This window comes from Candidatus Avoscillospira sp. LCP25S3_F1, assembly GCF_052117125.1.
In the GTDB taxonomy this organism is placed as follows: domain Bacteria; phylum Bacillota; class Clostridia; order Oscillospirales; family Oscillospiraceae; genus Avoscillospira_A.
Map to the genome: position 1 here is coordinate 103,291 of NZ_JBQKJT010000011.1, position 26,022 is coordinate 129,312.

25 protein-coding genes are annotated in these 26,022 nt (G+C 57.7%); 20 read left to right on the forward strand and 5 right to left on the reverse strand.

From position 1 onward, the window contains the following. Nucleotide 1: 1 nt before the first annotated feature. The 6 genes from rsgA to ACTQ33_RS11405 all read left to right on the forward strand — a co-directional run bounded on the left by rsgA (nt 2) and on the right by ACTQ33_RS11405 (nt 6,446). Nucleotides 2–880: a ribosome small subunit-dependent GTPase A gene (gene rsgA, locus ACTQ33_RS11380; protein WP_441464712.1), complete on the forward strand. Its 879-nt coding sequence runs from the start codon at nt 2–4 to the stop codon at nt 878–880. Next, complete coding sequence (locus ACTQ33_RS11385; protein ID WP_441464713.1) at nt 865–1,497, forward strand: thiamine diphosphokinase; 633 nt, start codon at nt 865–867, stop codon at nt 1,495–1,497. The genes rsgA and ACTQ33_RS11385 overlap by 16 nt, the downstream gene beginning before the upstream one ends. 53 nt (nt 1,498–1,550) lie before the next feature. After that, nucleotides 1,551–1,694 (forward strand): hypothetical protein, encoded by a 144-nt coding sequence (locus ACTQ33_RS11390; protein ID WP_441464714.1) that lies wholly within the window; start codon nt 1,551–1,553, stop codon nt 1,692–1,694. Nucleotides 1,695–1,776: 82 nt separating this feature from the next. Then, nucleotides 1,777–3,285, forward strand: a complete 1,509-nt coding sequence (locus ACTQ33_RS11395) for a DUF3794 domain-containing protein (protein WP_441464715.1) — start codon at nt 1,777–1,779, stop codon at nt 3,283–3,285. A gap of 137 nt (nt 3,286–3,422) precedes the next feature. Next, nucleotides 3,423–4,928 (forward strand): 4Fe-4S dicluster domain-containing protein, encoded by a 1,506-nt coding sequence (locus tag ACTQ33_RS11400; protein ID WP_441464716.1) that lies wholly within the window; start codon nt 3,423–3,425, stop codon nt 4,926–4,928. Nucleotides 4,929–5,072: 144 nt separating this feature from the next. Further along, entirely contained in the window at nt 5,073–6,446 is a 1,374-nt protein-coding gene (locus tag ACTQ33_RS11405; RefSeq protein WP_441464717.1) for a S1C family serine protease, read from the forward strand. Between the two features lie 63 nt (nt 6,447–6,509). On the opposite strand, the gene ACTQ33_RS11410 is transcribed toward ACTQ33_RS11405, so the two are convergent. The 5 genes from ACTQ33_RS11410 to rpsT form a co-directional block, all read right to left on the reverse strand. Beyond that, the gene (locus ACTQ33_RS11410) at nt 6,510–8,144 is read right to left on the reverse strand and encodes a DAK2 domain-containing protein (RefSeq protein WP_441464718.1); all 1,635 of its coding nucleotides are present in this window, start codon (nt 8,142–8,144) and stop codon (nt 6,510–6,512) included. Nucleotides 8,145–8,178: 34 nt separating this feature from the next. Next, a complete protein-coding gene (locus tag ACTQ33_RS11415; RefSeq protein WP_441464719.1) occupies nt 8,179–8,532 on the reverse strand; it encodes an Asp23/Gls24 family envelope stress response protein in 354 nt (117 codons plus the stop codon). A 135-nt stretch (nt 8,533–8,667) separates the two neighbouring features. Beyond that, a complete protein-coding gene (gpmI, locus tag ACTQ33_RS11420) occupies nt 8,668–10,230 on the reverse strand; it encodes a 2,3-bisphosphoglycerate-independent phosphoglycerate mutase (RefSeq protein ID WP_441464720.1) in 1,563 nt (520 codons plus the stop codon). 122 nt (nt 10,231–10,352) lie between these two features. Continuing rightward, nucleotides 10,353–12,395 (reverse strand): ATP-dependent DNA helicase RecG, encoded by a 2,043-nt coding sequence (recG, locus tag ACTQ33_RS11425; protein ID WP_441464721.1) that lies wholly within the window; start codon nt 12,393–12,395, stop codon nt 10,353–10,355. Between the two features lie 116 nt (nt 12,396–12,511). Then, entirely contained in the window at nt 12,512–12,778 is a 267-nt protein-coding gene (gene rpsT, locus ACTQ33_RS11430; RefSeq protein ID WP_441464722.1) for a 30S ribosomal protein S20, read from the reverse strand. 166 nt (nt 12,779–12,944) lie between these two features. Between rpsT and gpr the strand changes: the two genes are divergently transcribed. The 14 genes from gpr (at nt 12,945) to ACTQ33_RS11500 (ending at nt 25,935) form a co-directional block, all read left to right on the forward strand. Further along, entirely contained in the window at nt 12,945–13,847 is a 903-nt protein-coding gene (gene gpr, locus ACTQ33_RS11435; RefSeq protein ID WP_441464723.1) for a GPR endopeptidase, read from the forward strand. Nucleotides 13,848–14,015: 168 nt separating this feature from the next. Further along, nucleotides 14,016–15,614, forward strand: coding sequence for a CTP synthase (locus ACTQ33_RS11440; RefSeq protein ID WP_441464724.1), 1,599 nt, complete (start codon nt 14,016–14,018; stop codon nt 15,612–15,614). Nucleotides 15,615–15,838: 224 nt separating this feature from the next. Beyond that, nucleotides 15,839–16,771, forward strand: coding sequence for an N-acetyl-gamma-glutamyl-phosphate reductase (gene argC, locus ACTQ33_RS11445; RefSeq protein ID WP_441464725.1), 933 nt, complete (start codon nt 15,839–15,841; stop codon nt 16,769–16,771). Between the two features lie 30 nt (nt 16,772–16,801). Continuing rightward, nucleotides 16,802–18,016, forward strand: a complete 1,215-nt coding sequence (gene argJ, locus ACTQ33_RS11450; protein ID WP_441464726.1) for a bifunctional glutamate N-acetyltransferase/amino-acid acetyltransferase ArgJ — start codon at nt 16,802–16,804, stop codon at nt 18,014–18,016. Nucleotides 18,017–18,082: 66 nt separating this feature from the next. Then, nucleotides 18,083–18,883 (forward strand): acetylglutamate kinase, encoded by an 801-nt coding sequence (gene argB, locus ACTQ33_RS11455; RefSeq protein WP_441464738.1) that lies wholly within the window; start codon nt 18,083–18,085, stop codon nt 18,881–18,883. A gap of 18 nt (nt 18,884–18,901) precedes the next feature. Further along, a complete protein-coding gene (locus tag ACTQ33_RS11460) occupies nt 18,902–20,080 on the forward strand; it encodes an aspartate aminotransferase family protein (RefSeq protein WP_441464727.1) in 1,179 nt (392 codons plus the stop codon). 150 nt (nt 20,081–20,230) lie between these two features. Further along, nucleotides 20,231–21,007: an RNA polymerase sporulation sigma factor SigG gene (gene sigG, locus ACTQ33_RS11465; RefSeq protein ID WP_441464728.1), complete on the forward strand. Its 777-nt coding sequence runs from the start codon at nt 20,231–20,233 to the stop codon at nt 21,005–21,007. Nucleotides 21,008–21,062: 55 nt separating this feature from the next. Next, nucleotides 21,063–21,362, forward strand: coding sequence for a YlmC/YmxH family sporulation protein (locus ACTQ33_RS11470; RefSeq protein WP_441464729.1), 300 nt, complete (start codon nt 21,063–21,065; stop codon nt 21,360–21,362). A 170-nt stretch (nt 21,363–21,532) separates the two neighbouring features. Then, a complete protein-coding gene (gene rpsB, locus ACTQ33_RS11475) occupies nt 21,533–22,258 on the forward strand; it encodes a 30S ribosomal protein S2 (protein ID WP_441464730.1) in 726 nt (241 codons plus the stop codon). A gap of 103 nt (nt 22,259–22,361) precedes the next feature. Further along, nucleotides 22,362–23,288 (forward strand): translation elongation factor Ts, encoded by a 927-nt coding sequence (gene tsf / locus ACTQ33_RS11480; RefSeq protein WP_441464731.1) that lies wholly within the window; start codon nt 22,362–22,364, stop codon nt 23,286–23,288. Between the two features lie 74 nt (nt 23,289–23,362). After that, a complete protein-coding gene (locus ACTQ33_RS11485) occupies nt 23,363–23,590 on the forward strand; it encodes a DUF1858 domain-containing protein (RefSeq protein ID WP_441464732.1) in 228 nt (75 codons plus the stop codon). A gap of 51 nt (nt 23,591–23,641) precedes the next feature. Then, the gene (locus ACTQ33_RS11490) at nt 23,642–24,355 is read left to right on the forward strand and encodes a tRNA (adenine(22)-N(1))-methyltransferase (protein ID WP_441464733.1); all 714 of its coding nucleotides are present in this window, start codon (nt 23,642–23,644) and stop codon (nt 24,353–24,355) included. Then, complete coding sequence (locus ACTQ33_RS11495; protein WP_441464734.1) at nt 24,333–25,127, forward strand: Nif3-like dinuclear metal center hexameric protein; 795 nt, start codon at nt 24,333–24,335, stop codon at nt 25,125–25,127. Before ACTQ33_RS11490 ends, ACTQ33_RS11495 begins: the two co-directional genes overlap by 23 nt. A gap of 73 nt (nt 25,128–25,200) precedes the next feature. Further along, nucleotides 25,201–25,935 carry a YebC/PmpR family DNA-binding transcriptional regulator gene (locus tag ACTQ33_RS11500; protein WP_441464735.1) on the forward strand — a complete coding sequence of 245 codons (735 nt, stop codon included), beginning with the start codon at nt 25,201–25,203 and terminating at the stop codon, nt 25,933–25,935. The last annotated feature ends 87 nt before the right edge of the window (nt 25,936–26,022 follow it).

Sequence of the window (26,022 nt, forward strand, 5' to 3'; positions counted from 1 at the left end):
GATGGATGGATTGATCGTAAAAGCCCTCAGTGGATTTTACTATGTACAGACGGAGGAAGGTACCGTTATCGAGTGCCGGGCCCGAGGAAAACTCCGAAAAACCCAGATGTCGCCCCTGGTGGGCGACCGGGTTACCATTGCCGTGGAGGGCGGAAAGGGTACGGTCCAGGAGGTGCTGCCCCGGCGCAACCACTTTGTCCGCCCGGCGGTGGCCAACCTGGACGCCCTGGTGGTCCTGGCTTCCTGCGTGATTCCGGTGACAGAGCCGTTCCTCATTGACCGGATTACGGCCATTGCGGGCCATCAGAATGTGCCGGTGATTCTCTGCGTCAACAAGTGCGACCTGGATGACGGCGACCGTCTGGTGCGGATTTATGAGCACGCCGGATACCCGGTGATCCGCACCAGCGCCGAAACCGGCGAGGGGGTAGCGGAGCTCCATCGGGCCATATCCGGCAAGATAGTGGCATTTACCGGCAATTCCGGCGTGGGTAAAAGCAGCATTCTCAACTGTCTGGATCCCAAGTTCCGTATTGAGACAGGAGCGGTATCCGATAAACTGGGCCGCGGCCGCCATACGACCCGCCATGTGGAGCTGTACCGCATGACCGACGGCACCTATGTAGCTGATACGCCGGGCTTTTCCTCCTTTGATACGGAACAGATGGAGATTATTCTCAAGGAGAATCTGCAATATGCATTCCCGGATTTTGCTCCTTACCTGGGACAGTGCCAGTTCAACGATTGTGCCCACCTATCGGAGCCGGGCTGCCGGGTGTTGGCGGCGGTGGAATCCGGAGATATCGAGCCCACTCGCCATGCCAGCTATGCGCGGCTATATGAAAAGGCAAAGGAGATCAAGCTGTGGGAACTGAAATAGCACTGATTTTCGGGTCCAGGGATTGCGCCGACTGGAGCTTTTTGGAGCCGCTCCAAAGCCGTGTCCAGGTGATCTGTGCCGACGGCGGCACCCGCTGTGCGGCGGCGGCCGGTTTCCAAGTGGATGCGTATATCGGTGACAGCGATTCCGGCGGCGTACCGCCGGAGGGGGCGGAGCGGGTGCTCCTGCCTGCGGAAAAGGACCTGACGGATTTGCAGGCGGCTTATGAGTATGCCCGGGACCGGGGCATCCGCCGTATGATCTTTACGGCCTGTACCGGTGGCCGGCAGGACCACCATATCGCCAACTTGCAGCTGTTGGAGCAGGCCTGGCGGGACGGTGTGGATGCAGCCATCTGGGACGAGGACAATGAGATTCGGTACTTACAGGACGGCACGGTGGAGATTCCCCACGGCCAGTTCCGCTACTTTTCGCTGCTGCCCCTGGACCGGACTCTGTCCGGCGTCACCATCCGGGGCGCCAAATACAACGTGGAAAATTTCTCTGTCCTGCGGGGCGACACCCGCACCGTCAGCAATGAGACCGTAGGCCAACCGGCCACGGTGACCGTGGCACAGGGCGCAGCCTGGGTTATCCGGGCGGGGCGTCTTGTGTGAAACTGGAAAGATAGTACCGCCTCCTGCGTATACTGTTGCAGGAGGCGGTTTTTATGTGCAAACGTGCTGGAACAATCGGATATTTTTTAATGGCCTTGGGGGCGGGATTGCTGCTGTCTATGCTTGTGCCTCGATGCGGTTTTACGGTGCTGGTGGCGGTACTGCTGATTCTGTTGGGCTGGCTGGTCCACCGTTGAATGGTGGCATAACCCTGTCCATGGCCGCGTATATAGTTCCATAGGTGTAAATCCCAGGAGGAAACAACAAGGAGTGACGACCATGGAACTGATATTTGAAACGAAGAACGCCGACTATCTGCGGGAGGTGTTTTCATCCGTCATCGCACAGGAGGAGAGCGGCGAGTCCATCGTACCCGACAGCCACCCCGATGTGGGCCAGATTCTGCAAACCTTTGGCACAGTGGTTCTGCGGGGTAAGGAATGCCGCAGCGGCAGTATCCACCTCAGCGGCGGTGTCCAGGCCGGTGTGGTGTACGAGCCGGAGGACCATTCCGCACCGCGCTCTCTACAGGCGTATCTGCCGTTTTCTGTGCGATTGGAGCATCCGGCCATAACGGAGAGCACAGAAGTCCACGCAGTCTGCCACATTCGCCATATTGATGCCAAGGTGATTCACAGCCGTAAGATTCTGGTACGGGTCAGCCTGTGTGGCGGTGTGACGGGCTATGAACCGGCCCAGCAAACCTTCAGCCTCAGCCCGACGGAACCGGTGGATTTGCAGCTGCGGTCGGCGGTTTATCCCATTGTCCGGCCGGTGGAGTTTGCCCAGCGGCAATTCCCCATGGCTGAGGAAATCGAACTGCCGGAGGGGCAGGCCCCCATGAAGGAGCTGTGCCGTTCCCAGGTGGACCTGGAACTGACGGAGTCCCGCTTGCTGGGCAGCAAGGCCATCTTCAAGGGCAACGCCCTGGTGCGGCTGTTGTATCTGACGGAGGACGAGGAACTGGCTACCTGGTCCTGTCAGCTGCCCTTTTCTCAGTATGTGGAGTTGCAGCGGGAGTATGAGGACCAGGAAGTTCAGGTGGATTTGGCCCTGGCGGAACTCCATATGGAGGATACCAGCGGCCAGGGGCGGCGGCTTCTGGCAGACCTGCAAATCCTGGCCCAGTGTACCGTGGTGGGACAGGAGCAGCTGGAGGTGCTGGAGGACGGCTACAGCCTGCACCATTCCTTCACCCCCAACTGGCAGCAGGTGGAGGCGGCGGGCCGTCTGGACCGGCAGACCATGCAGGAGACGGTACGAACGCCGGTGGAGGTGCCGGTGAAGTCGGTCATCGATACCCAGGTCTGCTTGGGAGACCCCACCGTGACCTGGGAGGACGGACAGATGGTAGTGACGCTGCCGGCGGTGGCAAATATCCTCTATTGCGATCCGGAAGAAGAAATCCGGGGGACCACTGCTCGAATGGAGATTCGCTGCCAAACCGCCGGGGCAGAACAGTGCCAGTGTCATCCCATGGCGCGATTGGTGGGCGAGGCCTTTGCCGTTCCGGCAGGGGAGGGCATGGAGGTCCGCTGCACAGTGGAATTCACCGTGGACACCGTAGCCCGTCAGACCTATCAAACGCTGTTGGGCGGACAGCTCAGCGATGAGCGGCTCAATACGGCGGACCGGCCTTCGGTGATTCTCCGGACCATGGGAACAGGGGAGAGCCTGTGGTCTCTGGCCAAGGCGTGCTGCTCCACGCCGGAGGCTATCCGGGAGGCCAACGGCCTGGCCGAAGGGGAGGCAGTCCAGGGCATGCTGCTGATTCCGGTCATGAAATAATGGTCTTACCGAATGGAAACGGGATATTCCCTGTTTCCATTCGGTAATTGACTTTATTTTAAGAATATCGTACAATATATAACCGATAATATTAGCAAACTTTCACAGGTTACGAAAGATACCGGAAGGAGATTGTCATGCGGGGAGTACCCTCAACTGTTACCAGCATTCGGAAAAAAGTGTTTACAGAGGTGGCGCGTCTGGCCTATGAAGGCGGCGACTATACAAGAATGGAGAAGCTGCCTTATGTCATCGCCCCCGGCGAAATCGCAGCCCACCGGGAATCCATTTTCCTGGAGCGGGCCATTGCCGGTGAGCGGGTGCGTCTGGCCATGGGTCTGCCGCTGCGCTCTGTCCAGGAGCACAGTATGTTGTCCGATGGCGTGGAGGAAAGCGCCATTGCGGAAAAGTATTATGATCCTCCGCTCATCAACATCATCAACTATGCCTGCAACGCCTGTCCTACCAAGCAGTACCGGGTTACGGAGTTCTGCCAGGGCTGTCTGGCGCAGAACTGCCATCTGGCCTGCCCCAAGGATGCCATCGACTTCCAGAAAGGCAAAGCCGTCATCAATCAGGACAAGTGCATTAAGTGCGGCCGCTGCGCCGACGCCTGCTCCTACGGTTCCATCATCAAGTTGGACCGGCCCTGCGTCCAGGCCTGCGGTATGGATGCCATCGAGTCCGACGAATTTGGTCGAGCCGTGATTAACCAGGATAAGTGTGTTTCCTGCGGTATGTGCCTCGTTAATTGCCCCTTCGGTGCCATTGTCGATAAGGGCCAGGTGTTTCAGCTGATTCAGTCCATCAAGCGGGGCGATCAGGTTATTGCCTTGGTGGCGCCGGCCTTTGTGGGTCAGTTTGGCCCCCACTCTACGCCGGAAAAGCTGACAGCGGGCATGAAAGCATTGGGCTTCCACCATGTGACGGAGGTGGCCGTGGGCGCGGACCTGTGTACCATCGAGGAAGCCAAGGATTTTCTGGATAAGGTGCCGGAGCAGCAGCCTTTTATGGCTACGTCCTGCTGTCCCGCCTGGTATGATATGGCAACCAAGCTGTATCCCGAATATGCTCATTGTATCTCCATGGCCCTGACGCCTATGGTGCTGACAGCCCGCCTGGAAAAGAAAAAGTATCCTGGCAGTAAGATCGTCTTCATTGGCCCCTGTGCCGCGAAAAAGCTGGAAGCCAGCCGCGCCAATATCCGCAGCGATGTGGATTTTGTCATCACCTTTGAAGAGCTGCAAGGCATGTTCGAGGCCAAGGATATCAAGTTTGAGGAATTGGAGGACGGTGAGCCCCTGTTGGAGGGTACCGGCGCAGGCCGTGGATTTGCCGTGGCCGGCGGCGTGGCCCAGGCGGTGGCCGACGTCATCCATCGTTGGCATCCGGAGATGGAGGTCAAGGTGGCCCACGCCGAGGGCCTACGGGAATGCCGCAAGCTGTTGACCATGGCCCGAGCCGGTAAGTACAACGGCTACCTGCTGGAGGGCATGGGCTGTCCCGGCGGCTGTGTCGGCGGCGCCGGTACCATCCGTCCCATTAACAAGTCGGCGGAGTTGGTGGCCCGCTATAAAAAGGAAGCGCCGGAGCAGAACGCCCTGGACTCCAAATATGAGTCGGTGCTCCCGACACTGGATTAACCGGCAGCAAAGCGGTATGTCGAATGGGGTCGGCATACCGCTTTGATTGTTTAAATTTGTTTCAATTCTGCTTCATATTTTTTTCATAATTGTTGCATATCATAAAGCCATAGAAGATAAGCAACACGCAAGGAGTTGAGCAATATGAATGAGAATCGAGAACCCTATTCCTACAGCTTTGAACCGGTGGACCATGACAGCCGGATGCAGATGAACGGTGGGAATTCCTTTACCCCGCCGGAGGCCCCCAAGCCTCCCAAAGGCAACCATGGAGCCAAAATTGTAGCGGTGGCCGTGGCCTGTGCCCTGGTGGGCGGCGCCGGCGGCAGCGCCATGACGGCGTACCTGCTGGACCAGCACACGACAAACACTCAGGCCCAGGCAACCGCGGAGACGCCGACTGAAGATGAAAATGTGGTGGTCAACCGCGTAGTCCATACCAATACCGGCGACAAGAATCTGACGCCGAAAGAAGTCTATGACATGTATGTGGATTCCACTGTGGGCATTACGACCACCGGTACCACCTCCAATGGTTACTGGACCAGCGAGTTTACGGCCAGCGGTTCCGGCTTCATCATCTCGGAGGACGGCTACATCGTGACCAACCACCATGTCATTGAGGGCGCCAACACCGTCCAGGTGGCGCTGTACGACGGCACGCTCCACGACGCAACCATCATCGGCAGCGATGCCAGCAACGATGTGGCTGTGCTGAAAATCGAGGCCACAGGCCTTCATCCTGTTTCCATCGGCAATTCCGATGAGGTCGCTGTAGGCGATCAGGCAGTGGCCATCGGCAACCCCCTGGGTACCCTGAATTTCAGCATGACTGCCGGTTATGTCAGCGCTCTGAACCGTGACGTCGGCACCGGCGATGTGCCCATTACCATGCTTCAGACGGATGTGGCCATCAACTCCGGCAACTCCGGCGGCCCCCTGTTCGACATGAACGGCAATGTCATTGGCATCACCACTGCCAAGTACAGCGGCAATACCTCCTCCGGCACAACCATTGAGGGCCTGGGCTTTGCCATCCCCATCAATGACGCCATGAGCATTGTCAACGATCTGATCGACTATGGTTATGTGACCGGTCAGGCCTATCTGGGCGTGGGTGTCATCAATATGGACGCCACCACTGCCAAGTATTACAGCCTTCCCGCCGGTGTCTATGTGGACAGCGTTACTGAGGGCAGCTGCGCCGAGAAGGCTGGTGTCCAGGAGGCGGATATCATCACGGCCCTGGGTGATCAGACTGTGGAGAGCTACTCCGATTTGGCGGCAGCGCTGAAAGATTATAGAGCCGGCGATACCGTGACCATGACCGTCTACCGCGGCGGCCAGACTGTGGAACTGTCTGTGACCCTGGATGAGAAGCAGCCGGAGCCCACGGAAGAGACGGAACAGACCGACAGTGCCACTACGAGTCCCAATACCCAAGTGGTTCCTCCCGAGGAGGATGAACCAACCTATGGTGAGCTGAACCCGTTTGACTACTTCTTCGGTAGAAACTAAAGAATCAACACAATCATAGAAATCCCAGGACAGCAACCGCTGTCCTGGGATTTTTTTCATCCGTTATTCAGCTGAAATCAAATAGTAGTAAACGGGCTGTCCGCCGTTGAGGAGATTGATCTCCGCACCTGGGCAGCGCTTCTCAAAAATAGCGGCGGCCTTTTGGGCCTTTTTCTCGTCGATGTCCTCGCCGTAGAAAATGGTGATAAACTCCTTATCCTCCTGAGCAACGCGCAGAGCCAGCTCATTGAGGAGTTTTTCAATGTTCCGGTCGGTCCCGAAGAGGGAACCGCCGTACAGTGCCAGATAGTCGCCCTCATGGATGTCGTAGCCGTCAAAATCGGAGTTTCGGGCGGCATAGGTGATCTGCATGGTGGTTACAGTCTCCATGGCGGCAGTCATGGTCTCCACATTGTCCGAAACCTCGCCCTCCGGGTCGAAGGACAGCAGGGCCGTAATGCCCTGGGGAATGGTTTTGGAGGGCAGAACAATGACCTGCTTTTCCTCACACAGGTCCACGGTCTGCTCAGCGGCCATGATGATATTTTTATTGTTGGGGAAGACAAAGACGATTTCCGACGGCGTCCGCTGAATCTCCCGCAGAATATCCTCGGTGGAGGGATTCATGGTCTGACCGCCCTGAATGATGCCATCCACGCCCAGGTCCCGGAAGGCCGAAGCGATGCCGTCACCGGCACAGACAGCCACAATGCCGTATTTTTTTTCCGGTGGGGCAATCTTAGGCTCCAAATCCCGCTCATTCATGACCTTTTCTGTGTGCTGAAGCCGCATGTTTTCAATTTTTACCGTCACCAGACTGCCGTAGGTCAGAGCCTCTTCAATGGCGGTGCCGGGGTTGTTGGTATGCACATGGACCTTGATAATCTCATCATCGTCCACCAGCACCAGACTGTCACCCATCTGAGACAGGAATTCCCGCAATGCTGCCGGGTCCTTGTCATTCTCCCGGGAAATGATAAATTCGGTGCAGTAGCCGAAGGTGATATCCTCGGTGGAGAAATCAGAAAAATTGGCCTGCTCCTGCCCCATATCGGGAGTGCTCTCCGTGGGGGCCACCACGTCCACGCCCTGAAGACTGGACAGCATACCCTCCAGAATTACCACAAAGCCCATGCCGCCGGCATCGACCACACCGGCCTTTTCCAGCACGGGGTTTTGGTGCAGTGTTTCTGCCAGCGCGTCCTTGGCCGCAGCGATGGTGCAGGTGAGCACATGCTCCATATTGCGGTTGGACTGGGCCTCCAGAGCCGCTACCGTACCAGCTACCCGGGAAACGGTGAGAATGGTACCCTCGGCAGGCTTCATGACGGCCTTGTAGGCAGCCTCCACACCAGCGTTGAGGGCGGCGGCGAAATCGGTGCCGTCGCCTTCCTCCTTGCCCTTGAGGGCCTTGGCAAAGCCCCGGAACAGCAGGGAAAGGATGACGCCGGAGTTGCCACGGGCGCCACGCAGCAGCGCCGAAGCTGTGGCGTCGGCGGCCTTGGTCAGGGTGGGGTCCTCCAGCTTGCGCAGATCGCCGCAGGCCGTATTGATGGTCAGGCTCATATTAGTGCCTGTGTCGCCGTCAGGAACCGGGAATACGTTCAGTTCGTTGATTTGTTGTTTGTGAATTTCAATCGAGGCGGCGGCGCTGATCATCATTCGACGAAATGCCGCTCCGTCCATGGTCTGCCTCAATGTGGTACACCTCCGTATGCGGATGGTCCGCGTATTAGTCGACAGTCATGGAGTCTACAAAGACGTTGACTGCTTTCACTTCCGCACCGGTCGATTTCGTAACGACATAGCGGACTTCGTCAATGATGGCGTTGCCGACGGCGCAAATATTTACGCCGTTGTCGATGACGATGTGCAGATCAATGGAAATGGACTTGTCATCGTGAAAGGTGACGCGCACGCCCTTGCGCATGGCCTCCCGGCGAAGCAGATGGACCAGGCCATCGGTCATGGAGCGAACGGCCATGCCTTTGACACCGAAGCAGTTGGATGCGGCCACGCCGGCGATATTGGTATAAACGCTGCTGTCCACAGCGATTGCGCCCTTATCCGTGCTGAGACGAATCATAAAGCAACCTCCTTTAGAAATGAAGATACCTCAAACGTATTGTACCGCATTTCCAACAAAAGCACAAGAAAAATATTATTCACCAGAAAAAACCGGCTCCGCTGTCATCGGAGCGGAGCCGGAAGAGCGCGAAAATCAGATCATGCTGGCTTCCCAGCAGTCGGGAGCGAGGATATCCATCATTTTCACCAGCGTGGGGGCCACGTTGGCCAGACCGTAGCTGCCGTCCTTGATGGTGTAGGAGGTGTCGGGGTCATAGATGATGAAGGGAACGGGATTCAGGGAGTGGGCGGTGCGGACGGAAGTCTTACCCTTCTTGGTCTCCGTCATCTGGTCGGCGTTGCCGTGGTCAGCGGTGACGCAGACGGCATAGCCGTACTTGTCGGCAGCTTCCAGAATGCGGGCCAGTCCCTTGTCAACATACTCCATGGCGGTGATAGCGGCCTCCAGAGAGCCGGTGTGGCCCACCATATCGCCATTGGGGAAGTTGCAGCGCAGGAAATCGTACTTGCCGGAAGCCATGGCCTCCACCATATGGTCAGTGATCTCCACAGACTTCATGGCCGGCGCCTGATCGAAGGGAATCACGTCGGAGGGGATCTCCTCATAAGTCTCCAGTTCCTCGCAGACCTTGCCGGAACGGTTGCCGTTCCAGAAATAGGTCACATGGCCGAACTTCTGGGTCTCAGACAGAGCATACTCCCGGACCTTGTGGGCGCAGAGTACCTCGGTGAGGGTGTTCTGGATGACGGGGGGCTCCACCAGGTAGTTGGTGGGGATGTGCAGGTCGCCGTCGTATTCCAGCATACCGGCAAACTCCACACCGGTGTAGTCGCCGCGATCAAACTTGTCAAAATCCTTGCGGTCAAAGGCCAGGGAAATCTCCTGGGCGCGGTCACCGCGGAAGTTGAAGAGGATGACGCTGTCGCCGTTGGCGATGGTGCCCACAGGCTTGCCATCCTTGGCAATGACGAAGGGGGGCAGGTCCTGGTCAATGCAGCCGGTCTCGGTGCGGTATGTCTCAATCGCGGTCTTGGCATCGGCAAACTGACGGCCCTCGCCGCGGACGTGGGTCTTCCAGCCCAGTTCCACCATGGGCCAGTTGGCCTCGTAGCGGTCCATGGTGATGGTCATGCGGCCGCCGCCGGAGGCGATACGGTAGTCATAGCCGTCACCGGAAAGGGAGGCAAGGACGTCTTCCAGCTGCTGGACATATTCCAGGGCGGAGGTGGCGGGCACGTCGCGGCCATCCAACAGGATGTGGCAGCACACGCTGTGAATACCCTCGGCCTTGGCCTGACGCAGCAGCGCAAACAGGTGAGAGATGTTGGAGTGGACGTTGCCGTCGGACAGCAGACCCAGGAAGTGCATGGTCTTACCGTTCTTGGCATTGTCGGCCAGCTTCTTCCAGGTCTTGGACTGGAACAGAGCGCCGGACTCAATGCTCTCAGAAACCAGCTTAGCGCCCTGGGCGTAGACCTGACCGCAGCCGAGGGCGTTGTGGCCCACTTCGGAGTTGCCCATGTCGTCGTCGCTGGGCAGACCGACGGCGGTGCCGTGGGCCTTGAGCCAGGTATAGGGGCAGGTTGCAAAGAGCTTATCCAGGGTGGGGGTGTTGGCCTGCTTGACCGCATCGCCGGGGCCGCCGTCGCCACGGCCCACACCGTCCATGATCACAAGTACAACGGGTTTTTTCATGTTCAAACATCCTCCAAAAACAGTGGATTCAACTGTGATTCACACACTGGATTCATTTTACTACAAATTGTCGAAAGATACAATTCCTACTTTACAATTTTGTCAGATTATGCTGGGTCGTCTCAGTTGAACACCGTCGCATGATTGGAGAACAGCGCCCGAATCCGGGCCATGAGCGGGCTGTCCGGTTCCGGTACCTGGTCTGCGAGATAGTTCGCGGCGGCCTCCTGTGCCAGCTTCAGCGTGTCCAGGTCACAGGTGAGACTGGCTACCTTGAAAGTGGGCAGTCCGTGCTGCCGCTGACCGAAAAAGTCGCCGGGACCGCGTAAATCCAGGTCTTGCTGAGCGATCTGGAATCCGTCGTTGGTCTGGCAGAGGGCCTTGAGACGCTGCCGGGTTTCGGTGCTGCGGGTATCGGAGATCAAGACGCAGAAGGATTTTTCTTTGCCGCGGCCTACCCGGCCCCGCAGCTGATGCAGCTGGCTCAGACCGAACCGCTCGGCGTTCTCCACCAGCATCAGCGTGGCGTTGGGGACGTCCACACCCACCTCGATGACGGTGGTAGACACCAGAATGTGAATTTCCCCCCGGGAGAACCGGCCCATCACGGCCTCCTTTTCCGCGCCTTTCATGCGGCCATGGAGCAGTCCCACCGTCAGATCGGGAAACACGGTCCGCTGGAGGGTATCGGCCCAGGCTTCGGCGGATTTGAGGGCTGTCTCCTCGTTTTCCTCCACGGCGGGACAGACGATATAGACCTGATTGCCGTGGTCCACCTGCTTGCGGATAAAGGCGTTGAGACGGGGGCGCATGGCCTCTCCCACCAGAAAGGTGTCGATGGTCTGCCGGCCCGGCGGCAGTTCGTCGATGATGGACAGGTCCAAATCACCGTAGAGAATCAACGACAGCGTCCGGGGGATGGGTGTTGCCGACATGACCAGCAGATGGGGGCTGCCGGCCTTGGCCGACAGGGCGGCCCGCTGGCCCACGCCGAAGCGGTGCTGCTCGTCGGCAATGACCAAATCCAGACTGTGAAAGGATACGTCGCCGGTGAGGAGGGCGTGGGTACCGATGATGACCTGAGCAGTGCCGTCGGCAATGGCGGCTTTGGCGGCCCGCTTGGCAGCGGCGCCCAGGGAACCGGTCAACAGTACAGTGGAAATGCCAAGGGGTTCAAACAGCGCCTGCAAATGGTGGTGGTGCTGCTCGGCCAGAATTTCAGTCGGGGCCATCAGCGCGGTCTGCTTTCCGTTGACGGCAGCCAGATAGGCGGCCGCGGCGGCCACCATGGTTTTACCGCTGCCCACGTCGCCCTGGACCAGCCGGTTCATGGGCTTGGGCTTCTGCAAATCTGCGGCAATCTCATCAATGGACCGCTGTTGGGCGCCGGTCAACGGGAAAGGCAGCTGGGCCAGAAAAGGGGAGATGTCACATACGGCATAGGGGATGTGGGGGATCTCTGTACGACGGGCCCGCATCATGGCCAGACCCACGGAGAAAATGAAGAATTCCTCAAAAATCAGCCGCTTCTGTGCCACGGCCAGGGCGTCGAAGTCGGCAGGGTGATGGATGGTTTCATAGGCATAGGCGGCGTCGCACAGGCGGAATTGTTGCCGCACCTGAGGCGGCAGCACCTCCGGCAAACTGTTACGGCAGGCATGGAGGGCTGCTCCGATGGCTTTGACAAGAATTTTATTGGTAATCCCGGCGGTGAGACCATAGAGGGGAAGAATGCGCCGGGTCAGGATGCCGGGCGATTCCAGGGGCTCGAAAACTGGGTTGATCATCTGTACTCCACGGGCGTCTCCCTCCAGCTTGCCGTAGAAAATATAGCTTTGACCGTACAGCAGATGATCGGCAATGTATCGCTGATTGAAAAAGGTGACGGATAACCGGGCCGTCTGGTCGGCCAGAGTGACTTTAGTCAAATCAAGGCCCTGACGGATATGGGCTGTGCGGGGGTGAGAGATCACAATGGCCTCGAAGCAGGCGGGCTGGTCCACTTCCAGATCGGCGATGGCCCGCAGGCGCGTCCGGTCCTCGTAGTCCCGGGGGAAATAAGCGATGAGATCGTAGAGGGTTCGAATATTCAGTTTAGCCAGCTGCTGGGCACGGGTGGGACCGATGCCGGGCAGAGTCGTGACAGGGTCGAAGAGAGAAGCCATACAACACCTCCGGAGAAACCGATATGGTACAGTATATCCCCGTTATGGTGGGGAAGCAAGCAAAAAGAAAAAGTCCTCCGAAGAAATCGGAGGACTTTACAAGCTCGATGTTCCCTTTAGGAAGCGATGGAATTCATCTTGCGAGCAATGCTGCTCTTCTTGCGCGCAGCAGTGTTCTTGTGAAGAATACCCTTCTTGACAGCCTGGTCGATGGTCTTCACGGCTGCCTTGTAAGCGCTATCGGTCTGGGCGGCGTCACCGGCGGCGACGGCAGCTTCAAACTTCTTCAGAGAAGTCTTCAGAACGGACTTAGCCTTCTTGTTGCTCTCATTCGCAGCGCGGGAAAGCAGAACTCTCTTCTTGGCAGATTTAATGTTGGGCACGATTACACCTCCTCCAATAGCGTTTCAATCATAAGAATGGTCTCATGCAGAAACATATTATAACGGCTCCATTTGTAAAAATCAATAGGAAAATGAGAAAAAATTTGAAAAATTGTATAAGTCGTTTTTACGGACCGAAAACTAGGGCGTGGAGGTGCATTTCCGGATGAATTGGAACCAGATACGGACGGACCTGGCCCTGGAGGCAAAAGAACTGTGGGAACAGGACCCGTCCCATACGACAGAACTGCGCGGCGTCCTGGCCCGGGAGACGAAGCAGAAAGGCGTGACTGTGAACACGGTGCAGATTCTGGACGAGGAGGGAGAACGGCAGCTGGGGAAACCGGTGGGAACGTATGTAACCCTGGACCTTGTGGACTATGGAAAGAAGGAACGGGACAGTCTGCGGCGGGCGGCCCAGGTGCTGGCCGGACAGCTGCGGTCCCTGCTGCCTCTGAAAAAGGGGCAGGCGGTGTTGGTGGCGGGTCTGGGAAACGAGGCGGTGACACCGGATGCCATTGGCCCCAAAACGGTCCGTCAGCTGGTGGTAACCCGCCACCTGGTGGAGCGGATGCCGACGATGTTCGGCGCCTACCGGCCTGTGTCGGCCATTGCGCCCAATGTGCTGGGCCTGACGGGACTGGAAAGCGCCGAGGTAGTGGGCGGCGTGGTGGACCGGGCCGGACCCGACTGCATGATTGTGGTGGATGCACTGGCCGCCTCTGATTTGCGCCGGGTCTGTCGGACGGTACAGCTGGCCGATACGGGAATTACGCCGGGGTCCGGTGTCCAAAACGGTCGGGCGGCGTTCAATCAGGAACGGTTCGGCATTCCCGTCATTGCTGTGGGCGTCCCCACAGTGGCCCATGTGCCCACGGTGGCCCGACTTTACGATGAGACGCTGGACCAGGCCGGCGTGGATCAACTGACGGGGGGACAATCCATGGTGATTACCCCCCAGGACATGGACGCTCAGGTGGAGCGGTTGTCGAAGCTGGTGGCCTGGGGCATCAACCTGGCGTTGCAGGAGTCTATGGATTTGGAGGATATCGCCTTCTTTGTGGAATAGCATTGCTTTAAATGACTGAAAAACCACCAAAAAATGACATGACAAACGGAACGCTCTGGGATAATTCTACAAAATTTTCTTGAAGCAGAGAAATTGTGCTTGACGGCGGCGGGAGAAACGCGTATTCTCTGTCTATTATTTTTTAATTTTGGAAACGGAGGAGAAACTATGGCTGTCAAGCGTATTTTTGTCACCGGCGGCGTGGTATCGGGACTGGGCAAGGGCATTGCCGCCGCCTCGTTGGGACGGCTGTTAAAGGCGCGGGGCCTGCGGGTGACCATTCAGAAGCTGGACCCCTATCTCAATGTGGACCCGGGCACCATGAGCCCCTATCAGCATGGCGAGGTTTTCGTCACCGATGACGGCGCGGAGACGGACCTGGATTTGGGCCATTATGAACGGTTTATCGATGAAAATCTGACGGTTCACAGTTCAGTGACCTCCGGCAAAATCTATTGGAGCGTTCTCAACCGGGAGCGGGCCGGAGAATTTCTGGGCGGCACTGTGCAGATCATCCCCCATATCACCAATGAGATCAAGCGGCGCATCTACGAGATGGACGACGGCAAAACCGATGTGGTCATCACTGAAATCGGCGGCACTGTGGGTGATATGGAATCCCAACCCTTTCTGGAAGCCATTCGTCAGGTGGCCGGCGAGGTGGGACGAGAAAATTGCCTCTTTATCCATGTGTCTCTGATCGTTTCCATTCCCGGCTCCGGCGAATTGAAATCAAAGCCCACCCAGCACTCCTGTAAGGAATTGCTGTCCATCGGTATCCAGCCCGATGTGATTCTCTGCCGCTGCGACCAGGAAGTGCCCCTGGAGATTCTGCAAAAGATCTCCCTGTTCTGCAACATTCCTGTGGAAAACGCCATCCCGAATCTGACGGCTTCCATTCTATATGAAGTACCGCTGCTGCTGGAAGAGGCGGGGCTGGCCCATGCAGCCATCAAGCATCTGAACCTGTCCTGCGGTAAGCCGGAGTTGGACGACTGGGTCCGTATGGTGGAACAGGCCAAGCACCCCAAGGGGGAAGTGACCATTGCCCTGGTGGGCAAATACACAGCCCTTCATGATGCCTATCTCAGTGTGGTGGAGGCCCTGACCCACGGCGGCATTGAGAATGAGGTCCGGGTGAAGATCGACTGGGTGGAATCGGAACAGATTACGCCGGAGACGGCGGAAACACTCCTGGGCCATTGTCAGGGCATCATCGTTCCCGGTGGCTTCGGCGACCGGGGCGTGGAGGGGATGATCGAGTCCATCCGCTATGCCAGAGAGCACAAAATACCGTTGTTCGGTATCTGCCTGGGTATGCAGATGATGGTGGTGGAGTACGCCCGCCACGTCTGCGGCATGGAAGACGCCCATTCCAGGGAGTTGAACCTGGCCACCACCCATCCGGTCATCGACCTGATGCCGGACCAGGTAGGCGTCACCGACAAGGGCGGCACCATGCGCCTGGGCAGCTGTCCTTGTGTGCTGCAGCCGGATACCCTGGCCCGGTCCATCTACGACAGCGAGCGTATTGACGAGCGTCACCGCCACCGCTATGAGTTCAACAATGAGTATCGCGATGCGTTGACCGGTGCGGGCCTTCGCCTGGGCGGCCTGTCGCCGGATGGACATCTGGTGGAGATGGTGGAACTGCCGGACCATCCCTGGTTCCTGGGGGCCCAGTTCCACCCGGAACTGAAGAGCCGCCCCAACAAGGCGCACCCGCTGTTCCGGGCCTTCATCACCGCGGCAAAACAGCAAATTTGAATCCAATGTGCGGCTGGACCTGCAGCGGGTCCGGCCGCACTTTTGCGTGGTGCTGAAAAGATGCACAAAAGTGATGGGAATACGCGTATAATTTTCTGCGTGATATTCACAAAAATTGGACTGATTGAAAAAACGTTGCATAAATATTCATATAACTCTTGAAATATTCAAAGTGAGGTGTATAATATTAACACCAATACAGCGAGTAGGAGCGCGCATACACCATGAAGAAAGTGTTTATTGACGGCAGTGCCGGAACCACGGGTCTGAAAATCTTTGAACGGTTTCAGAACCGGACGGACCTGGAACTGCTGACGATCCCCGAGGCGGACCGGAAAAACCTCGATGCCCGTATCGCCAAGGTCTGCGAAGCGGATATCAGCTTTTTGTGTCTGCCTGACGCGGCTTCCAGAGAGATTTGTGAACAGCTGCCCCAGACGGTGCGGCTGCTGGATACCTCCACGGCTCACCGAACGCTGCCCGACTGGGTTTACGGCTTGCCGGAACTGTCCAAGGAGCGACGGGCGGCGGTGGCGGCGGCCAACCGGGTGGCGGTACCGGGCTGCCATGCCACGGGCTTCCTTACCTTGGCGGCGCCCCTGGTGTCCATGGGCATTGCCGCACCGGACTATCCCTTTACAGCTCATTCCGTCACCGGCTATTCCGGCGGCGGCAAGAGCATGATTGCCGCCTATGAGGCCGGGGACCGGCCCGGTACATACGACAGCCCCCGGCAGTACGCTTTGGGCCAGAAGCACAAGCATCTGCCGGAGATGCAGAAAATTGCCGGTCTCCAGTATCCGCCGGTGTTCAATCCCATTGTGGCCGACTATTTCAGCGGTATGGTGGTGACGGTGCCCCTGCACACGCGGCTGCTGAAAAAGCCCATGACGCCGGAGGACCTGACCAAAGCCTTTGCCGACTACTACGGCGGCCAACGGTTTATCCATGTGATGCCCTACGGCCAGCTGCCGGAGGACGGTACCATGGATGCCAACTCCCTGGCGGGCACCAACGATTTGGAAATCTACATTGTGGGAACGGCGGAGCAGATCGTCATGATCTCCCGCTTCGACAATTTGGGAAAAGGCGCCTCCGGCGCAGCGGTCCAGTGCATGAATCTGATGCTGGGCCTGACGGAGGATACGGGACTTTAACGGAAACAAGAAGAAGGAGACGATTCTGTTATGAAAGAAGTAATCGGCGGCGTTTGCGCCCCCAAGGGATTCCGGGCCGGCGGTATCTGGTGCGGCATTCGGAAGAATAAGACAAAATCCGACCTGGCGATGATCGTCAGCGATACCATGTGTACGGCGGCGGGTGTCTACACCAAGAACAAGGTCAAGGGCGCGCCCATTGTGGTGACCAAGAACCATCTGGCCGACGGCCACGCCCAGGCTGTCATCTGCAACAGCGGCAACGCCAATACCTGCGCCCCCAACGGCATGGAGATTGCCGAGGAGACCTGCGCCCTGACGGCCAAGGCTCTGGGCCTGCTGCCCACGGATATTATCGTGGCTTCCACCGGCGTCATCGGCAAGGAAATGGAGATTAGGCCGTTTGTCACGGGCATTCCCCAACTGGCGGACGCCATCACCTATGAGGGGTCCCAGGCGGCGGCTCATGCCATCATGACCACCGACACCAAGCTGAAAGAGGTGGCCGTGGAGTTTACAGTGGGCGGCAAGACGTGCCACATGGGCGCTATCGCCAAGGGCAGCGGCATGATTCACCCCAATATGGCCACCATGCTTTGCTTTATCACCACCGACGCCGCCATTTCGGCTCCGATGCTGCAAAAGGCGCTGTCCGACGATGTGCCGGACAGCTTCAATCAGGTCAGTGTGGACCGGGATACCTCCACCAACGACACGGTGACCATCATGGCCAACGGCATGGCCGGAAACAACGAGATCACCGGAGCAGGGGAGGATTACCAGGCGTTTACCGAGGCCCTGGCTTTTGTGACCCGGAAGTTGTCCTTCTGCATCGCCGCCGACGGCGAAGGCGCCAGCCGGACCATCGTATGTCAGGTCAACGGCGCGCCCACCAAGGAGACAGCCCGGCTGGTGTCCCGGTCGGTCATCTCCTCCAACCTGTTCAAGGCTGCCGTCTTCGGCAAGGATGCCAACTGGGGACGGATTCTCTGCGCCATCGGCTACACCGACGCCGAGTTCGACATTGAACCCATCGACGTGACCCTGTCCTCCAAGGCCGGCAGTCTGCTGGTCTGCGAAAAGGCTGCCCACCACGAATTCAGCGAGGAAAAGGCACTGGAGATCCTCTCGGAGGACGTGGTAACTGTGGAAGTGGAGATGCACCAGGGCAATGGTTCCGCCACAGCCTGGGGCTGCGATCTGACTTACGACTATGTCAAGATCAACGGCGACTACAGAACCTGAGCAAGGGGGAAGAAGAACGTGAAAGAACGGACCATTGCGGATGTGCTCACCGAAGCGCAGCCGTATATGAAAAAATACACGGGGAAAACCATCGTCGTCAAATACGGCGGCAACGCCATGATTGACGAGCGGCTCAAGGATGCCGTTATGGAGGATATTATCCTGCTCAATATGCTGGGCATCAAAACGGTGCTGGTCCACGGCGGCGGTCCCGATATCAACAAGCTGCTCAAACAGATTGGCAAGGAGGCCAAGTTTGTCAACGGTCTGCGCTATACCGACGAGGAGACCATGGAAGTCGTTCAGATGGTCCTGGCCGGCAAGGTCAATAAGGACCTGGTGGCCCGCCTTTGCGCCCGCAACGGCAAAGCCATCGGCCTGTGCGGCGTAGACGCCGGTATGATCCGCTGTGAGAAGCACGCCGAGCAGGATTTGGGCCTGGTGGGCGATATTGTGGATGTGAATACCTTCCCGGTGGAACAGGCGCTGAACAGCGGTTTGATCCCCGTGGTGGCGACCATCGGCGCGGACAGCGAGGGCCGCACCTATAACATCAACGCCGACACGGCGGCGGCGGCCCTGGCTATTGCCCTGGGGGCTTGTAAGCTGGTGTCTCTGACAGACATTCCCGGCCTGTTAATGGATAAGGACGACGAATCCACCCTGATCCATGAGGTCAAGATCAGCAACGTCCCCAAGCTGGTGGCCCAGGGTGTCATCTCCGGCGGCATGCTGCCGAAGATCGCCTGCTGTGTGGATTCCATCGCCAAGGGCGTCAAAGAGGCCGTTATCATCGACGGCCGTAAGGAGCATGCCATCCTGCTGGAGATGTTCTCCGACCTGGGCAACGGCACGCTGTTCTATTGAGTAAAGGAAGCGAAGACTATGACAAGTCAGGAATTGAAAACCATCGACCAACAGTATGTGTGCAGTACCTATGCCCGGTTCGACCTGTGCGTGGAGCGGGGCCACGGCGCCACTTGCTATTCTCCTGAGGGCAAGAAATATATTGATTTTTCCGCCGGTATCGGCGCCGACTCCCTGGGCTTCTGCGATACCGACTGGGTCCAGGCCGTCAGCGAGCAGGCGGGGAAGATGCAGCACATCAGCAACTTGTTTTACACAGAGCCCTGCGCTGTGTTGGCCAAGATGCTCTGCGAGCGCACCGGCATGAAGAAGGTGTTCTTCTGCAACTCCGGCGCCGAGGCCAACGAGGGGGCCATCAAGACGGCTCGGAAGTACGGCTTTGACAAGTACGGCAAGGAGCACAACGAGATCATCACCTTGAAGAACTCCTTCCACGGCCGTACCATGGCGACGCTGTCGGCCACGGGCCAGGAGGTGTTCCATAACTTTTTCTTCCCCTTTGTGGACGCCTTCCAGTTTGTAGAATCCGGGGACCTGTCCAAGCTGGAAGCGGCCATCACCCCCAACACCACGGCCATTCTGATGGAGTTGGTGCAGGGAGAGGGCGGCGTTATTGCTCTGGACAAGGACTATGTCCAGGCCGTAGCCAAACTTTGCAAGGAAAAGGACATTCTCTTGATGGTGGACGAGGTCCAGACGGGCATTGGCCGCACCGGCAAACTGCTGGCCTGTGAGCACTATGGCATTCAGCCTGATGTCATCACCATCGCCAAAGGCATCGGCGGCGGTTTGCCCCTGGGCGCGGTCCTGTTCGGAGAGAAGACGGAGCACGTCTTAGGATTCGGCCAACACGGCACCACCTTCGGCGGCAATCCGGTTGCTTGCGCCGGCGGCCAAGTCGTGCTCAAGAAGCTGGACGACAAGATGCTGCAACAGATTACGGAGAAAGCGGACTATATCTGGAAGAAACTCTCCGAAATGAAGCATGTAAACTCTGTCAGCGGCCTGGGCCTGATGATTGGTATTGAACTGACCGACGGTCTGGAGGCTAAGACCGTGGTGCAGCGGTGCATCGAACGGGGCTTGATCCCGCTGACAGCCAAAACCAAAGTGCGGCTGCTGCCGCCTCTGACCATTACCTATGAGGAGATCGACCAGGGTCTTGCGATTCTGGAAGCCGTGTTGAACGAACAATAAGGATAGAGCGCCTCTTGCCGCCGGACAGTGCAGATTGTCCGGCGGCAGTTTTATACAGCAGAGGAAATCCCGGATAAAACCGCCCAGGGTGGGAAATACTTTGCCTGTCGCCATTCCGGATGGAATGGCAGAAAGGACAAGGGATGTACAATGCTGGGTAAGGTGGAGATCTGCGGCGTCAACACGTCGAAATTGAAAACGCTGAAAAATGAGGAGATGATGGAGCTGCTGCGCCGCAGTAAGCAGGGGGATGAGGACGCCCGCCAACGGCTGGTGGAGGGGAATCTCCGGCTGGTGCTGTCGGTGATTCAGAAATTCATCGGACGGGGTGAGAATCCGGATGACTTGTTTCAGGTGGGGTGTATCGGGCTGTTAAAGGCCATCAAGAACTTCGACGAGACAAAGCTGGTGCGGTTTTCCACTTATGGCGTGCCCATGATTGCCGGAGAAATCCGGCGATATCTGCGGGACAACAGCACCATTCGCGTCAGCCGTTCTGTGCGGGACACTGCATATAAGGTGCTGCAATGCAAGGAACAGATGATTGCCGAGCAAAACCGGGAGCCTTCCATGGAGGAAATCGCCAAACGGCTGGAGCTGCCGCTGGAGGAGGTAGTCTACGCCATGGACGCCATCTCGCTGCCGGTGTCCCTCTTTGAACCGGTGTATTCCGACGGCGGCGACCCGCTGACGGTTATGGACCAGGTCCGGGATGAAAAGAATACCGACGAGCGGTGGGTGGAACGGATCGCTCTGCGGGAGGCTATGGCCCGGCTCAATCCCCGGGAAAAGCACATTCTGGCCTTGCGGTTCTATGACGGTAAAACCCAGATGGAAGTGGCCGGAGAGGTGGGCATCAGTCAGGCCCAGGTGTCGCGGCTGGAGAAAAACGCCCTGAATACCATCCGGCGGGCCATCACATCATAACCGGCGCCCCCGGCGCATAGACTGGCCGTAGAATCGGAATCGGGGAGGGCTGAGTATGCAGCAGCGATTTACGGAACTGCGGTGCAAAGAGGTGGTCAATATCTGCGACGGCGCCCGCCTGGGCTACGTATCCGACGTGGTGGTGGAGCTGCCCGGCGGCCGGTTGGCGGCCATTATCGTGCCGGGACCCCGGCGGTTTTTCGGCCTCTTCTGTCGGGAATACGACTATTGTATCCCCTGGCAGGCCGTCAAACAGATCGGCGACGATATCATTCTGGTGGAGGTGTGTCTGGAGCAGGTGCGCACGCCGCTGGAGAATCGGAAAAAACTTTTCGAGATTTTTGAAAAAACGTAAAAAAAGACCTTGCACTTTTTGGCATAATCGTTTATACTTAACAAGTATTGTGCGAAAAAGCGCAATGGAACCACACACACCCAGGGATCTTTCCGTTCGTGCCCGGTTGGGTAGCGGAGAGAGATGAATGGGGTGGCGGTCAAAAAACGAATTTTAGGAGGAAACACACTATGGCAGTCGTATCCATGAAGCAGCTGCTGGAGGCTGGCGTACACTTCGGTCACCAGACCCGCCGCTGGAACCCCAAGATGGCAACCTACATCTACACGGAGAGAAATGGTATCTATATCATTGATCTGCAGAAGACCGTGAAGAAGCTGGAGGAGGCCTACAACTTTGTTCGCGACCTGGCCGCCAATGGTCAGTCCATCCTGTTTGTCGGCACCAAGAAGCAGGCTCAGGACGCCATCCGCGAAGAGGCTGAGAGAGTCGGCCAGTACTATGTCAATGCCCGTTGGCTGGGCGGCATGCTGACCAACTTCAAGACCATGCGTACCCGCATTGATCGTCTGGCTCAGCTGCGCAAGATGGAAGAGGACGGCACCTTTGCCATGCTGCCCAAGAAGGAAGTCATCAAGCATCAGGGTGAGATCGCCAAGCTGGAGAAGTATCTGGGCGGCGTCAAGGAGATGAAGAAGCTCCCCGGCGCTCTGTTCATTGTTGACCCCCGCAAGGAGCGCAACGCCATTGCCGAGGCCCGCAAGCTGGGTATCCCCGTTGTGGCGATTGTCGATACCAACTGCGATCCTGATGAGGTCGATTACGTCATTCCCGGCAATGATGACGCCATCCGCGCCATCCGCCTGATCGCTGCCACCATGGCTAACGCTGTGACCGAGGGCAAGCAGGGCGAGGAGACCGCTGCTGAGGCTGTCGAGGCCCCCGCTGCCGAGTAATCTCTATATCGCATGAAAATGCAGATGCCCGCTTGTTCATCCGTCCAGGCGGGCATCTTTTGGGATATCCTTATACACTAGAATTTACAGGAGGAACTGTATTATGGCTTTTACTGCTCAGGATGTTAAGAAGCTGCGCGAGATGACCAACGTCGGTATGATGGACTGCAAGAAGGCTCTGACCGCTTCCGACGGCGACATGGACAAGGCTGTGGAGTGGCTGCGTGAGAAGGGCCTGGCTGCTGCCGCCAAGAAGTCCGGCCGCATTGCTGCCGAGGGCGTTGTCAACGCCGTCGTGGAGAACGGCGTCGGCGCCATCGTTGAGATCAACGCTGAGACCGACTTCGCTTCCAAGTCCGACAAGTTCATGGAGTTCGTCAACGATGTGACCTCCGTCATCCTGAAGGACGCTCCCGCCGACATGGACGCTCTGAAGGCCTGCAAGTACCCCGGCTCCGATCTGACCGTTGAGGCCACTCTGCCCGAGAAGATCCTGGTCATCGGTGAGAACATTCAGATCCGCCGCTTTGCCCGTTTCGACACCGGCGTGACCGTGGCCTACACCCACATGGGCGGCCGTATCGGCGTTCTGGTCAACATGGAGGTTGAGGGCATTGCTCCTGATGCCGTCACCGAGCTGGGTAAGGACATCTGCATGCAGATCGCTTCCATGAACCCCAGCTTCCGCGACAAGAGCGACGTGGCTCCCGAGGTCCTGGAGAAGGAGAAGGAGATTCAGCTGGCTGTGATGGCCAACGATCCCAAGATGGCCAACAAGCCCGAGAAGGTCCGCGAGGGCATTGTCATGGGCAAGCTGAACAAGTACTACGAGGAGAACTGCCTCCTGCAGCAGGCTTTTGTTAAGGAGAACAAGATCTCCGTGGAGAAGCACATCGAGGCCGTTGCCAAGGAGCTGGGCGGCTCCATCAAGCTGGTTGCATTCGTCCGCTTTGAGAAGGGCGAGGGCATCGAGAAGAAGGTCGATGACTTCGCTGCCGAGGTCGCTGCCGCTGCCGGCCTGACCAAGTAATTTCGTTCGGGCAGGTTCCGGCATGGTCGGAGCCTGCCCGTTTTGCCTTTGAATATACGATAGGAGTGTAGATTATGGCTACTCAGATCACCAAGGAAACCATCATCGGCGATATTCTGGATATCGCTCCCCAGACGGCCCCTCTGTTCCTGTCCATCGGCATGCACTGCCTGGGCTGCCCCTCCTCCCGCGGCGAGACCGTTGAGGAGGCCTGCATGGTCCACGGCATCCAGGTGGAGCCCTTCCTGGAGCAGGTCAACCGCTTCATCGAGGCCAGCGAGGCCGCCGGTCTCAACAAGTAAACCACTGGAATCAAAGGGGCCTTTTGGCCCCTTTTCTCTTGGAGGGAATCCATGAAACTACCCATTTCCAAACGGCTGCTGTGCTGTGCGTCACTGGTGCCCCAGGGAGCCAGGGTGGCCGATGTGGGCTGTGACCACGGCTATCTGAGCATTTATCTGCTCCGGGAAAATATTGCCGCCGCTGTTTCTGCCATGGATTTGCGGCCGGAACCCCTGGAGGCGGCCCGCCGCAATGCCGCCCGGTTCCAGACAGCGGACCGAATGGAATTTTTCCTCTGCGACGGACTTTCGGGCCTGGGTCTAGGTGCTGTGGATACGGTGATTTGCGCCGGAATGGGCGGTGACACCATGGTGAAAATTCTGTCTGAGTGTTCCTGGGCCGATGACCCGGCGGTGACCTGGATTTTGCAGCCCCAGTCCTCTGGTAATGATCTGCGCCGCTGGCTCAGCGAGCGTGGTTATCGGATCACACGGGAAAAGCTGGTTCAGGACGGCGGATTCCTGTATGCTGTAATGGAGGTCCGTTACGGCGGTGGAACGCTGCTGACGCCGGGACAGCAGTATGTGTCCCCTCAATTGCTGAAGGAAGACCCGGCCTTGGTGCGGGCGTACATGGAACGGGTAAAGAACGCCTTGGTCCGGACCGTAGACGGTCTGAGCCGGGCCAAGGAGGACGGTCTGGCAGAGCGACGCGCCTACTATGAGACGGCCCTGCGCCAGGTACGGGAATTGGAGGAAGACTATGAGAACCGTGAAAGAAATTGAGCATGCTCTGTTTGAACTGGCCCCGGCCCATATGAAAGAGGAGTGGGACAACGTGGGCTTGCTGTGTGGCCATGAGGATGCGGCGGTGTCCCGCGTTCTGGTGGCGCTGGACCCATTTCTGCCGGTGGCCCGGGAAGCGGTGGAGAAAGGTACACAGTTGCTGGTGACCCACCATCCCCTGATCTTTTTCCCGGCCAAGACGGTCAATGACCGAGAACCGGTGGGGCAGACTATTCTGTATCTGATTGAGCATGGTGTGGCGGCGGTCAACATGCACACCAATTTAGATTCCGCGCCCGGCGGCGTCAATGATGTGCTGGCTGCGGCCCTGGGGTTGACAGATATCGGCGTTCTGGCACCGGCAGGGGAGGATGAGCAGGGACGTCCCTATGGCCTGGGCCGCTATGGCGTGCTGAAGACAGATTGCGCACTGCCGGATTTCCTGGAGCGTGTCAAGACGGCGCTGCATTGTGACGGTATCCGCTATGCCGACGGCGGTAAGCCTGTGCGGAAGGTGGCCGTGGGCGGCGGCGCCTGCGGGGAATTCATCAAAACGGCGTTGGCGTTGGGCTGTGATACCTTTGTGACGGCGGACTTGAAATACAATCAGTTTGCCGATGCTCGGGATTTGGGATTGAATCTCATCGATGCCGGTCACTATCCCACGGAAAATCTTGTTTGTGAGACCATGGCCCGGTATCTGGAAACGCAGTTCCCTGATATGGAGATTCTGCGGTCCACAGTCCATGAAGACGTGGTAAAATTCGGCTGACAACTTGAGTTTGGCTGAAAGTTATGGTATAATTTAATGTAATTGCAACTGAAACGAAGGGAAGAAATACTGTATGTCCGGACATTCCAAATGGCATAATATTCAGAAGACCAAGGGAGCACAGGACGCCAAGCGCGCCTCCATGTTCACCAAAATCTCCAAGGAGATGATTGTTGCGGTGAAGGAGGGCGGCAGCGCCGATCCCGCCAACAACTCCCGTCTGGCCACTGTCATTACCAAGGCCAAGGCTGCCAACATGCCCAATGATAACATCAAGCGTGTGTTGGACAAGGCTTCCGGCGCTGGCAATACCGATAACTATGAGTCCATCACCTACGAGGGCTACGGCCCCAGCGGTGTTGCCGTCATCGTGGAGACCATGACCGACAGCCGCAACCGTACCGCCGCCAATATGCGGCACTACTTCGATAAGTACGGCGGAAACCTGGGTGCTTCCGGCTGCGTGGCCTGGAGCTTTGACCGCAAGGGCGTGTTGGTCATCGATAACGAGGAGGAGGAGCTGGAAGAGGACACCGTCATGATGGATGCCCTGGACGCCGGTGCCGAGGATTTCTCTAATGAGGGTGAGTGCTTCGAGATCACCACTGATCCCGATGACTTTAACGCTGTGGCCGACGCTCTGACGGCCAAGGGTTACAGCTTTGTGTCCGCTCAGGTGGAGATGGTTCCCCAGAACTATCAGAAGCTGGAGAAAGAAGAGGACATCAAAAACATGGAGAAGCTGCTGGACATGATGGAGGACGATGACGACGTCCAGAACGTCTGGCACAACTGGGACAACGAGTAAGACCAATACAAAAGCCCGCCGGAACACTGGCGGGCTTTTGTGCTACGGGAGGAAGCCATGAAGAACAAACGAGGCCAAAATACCAAA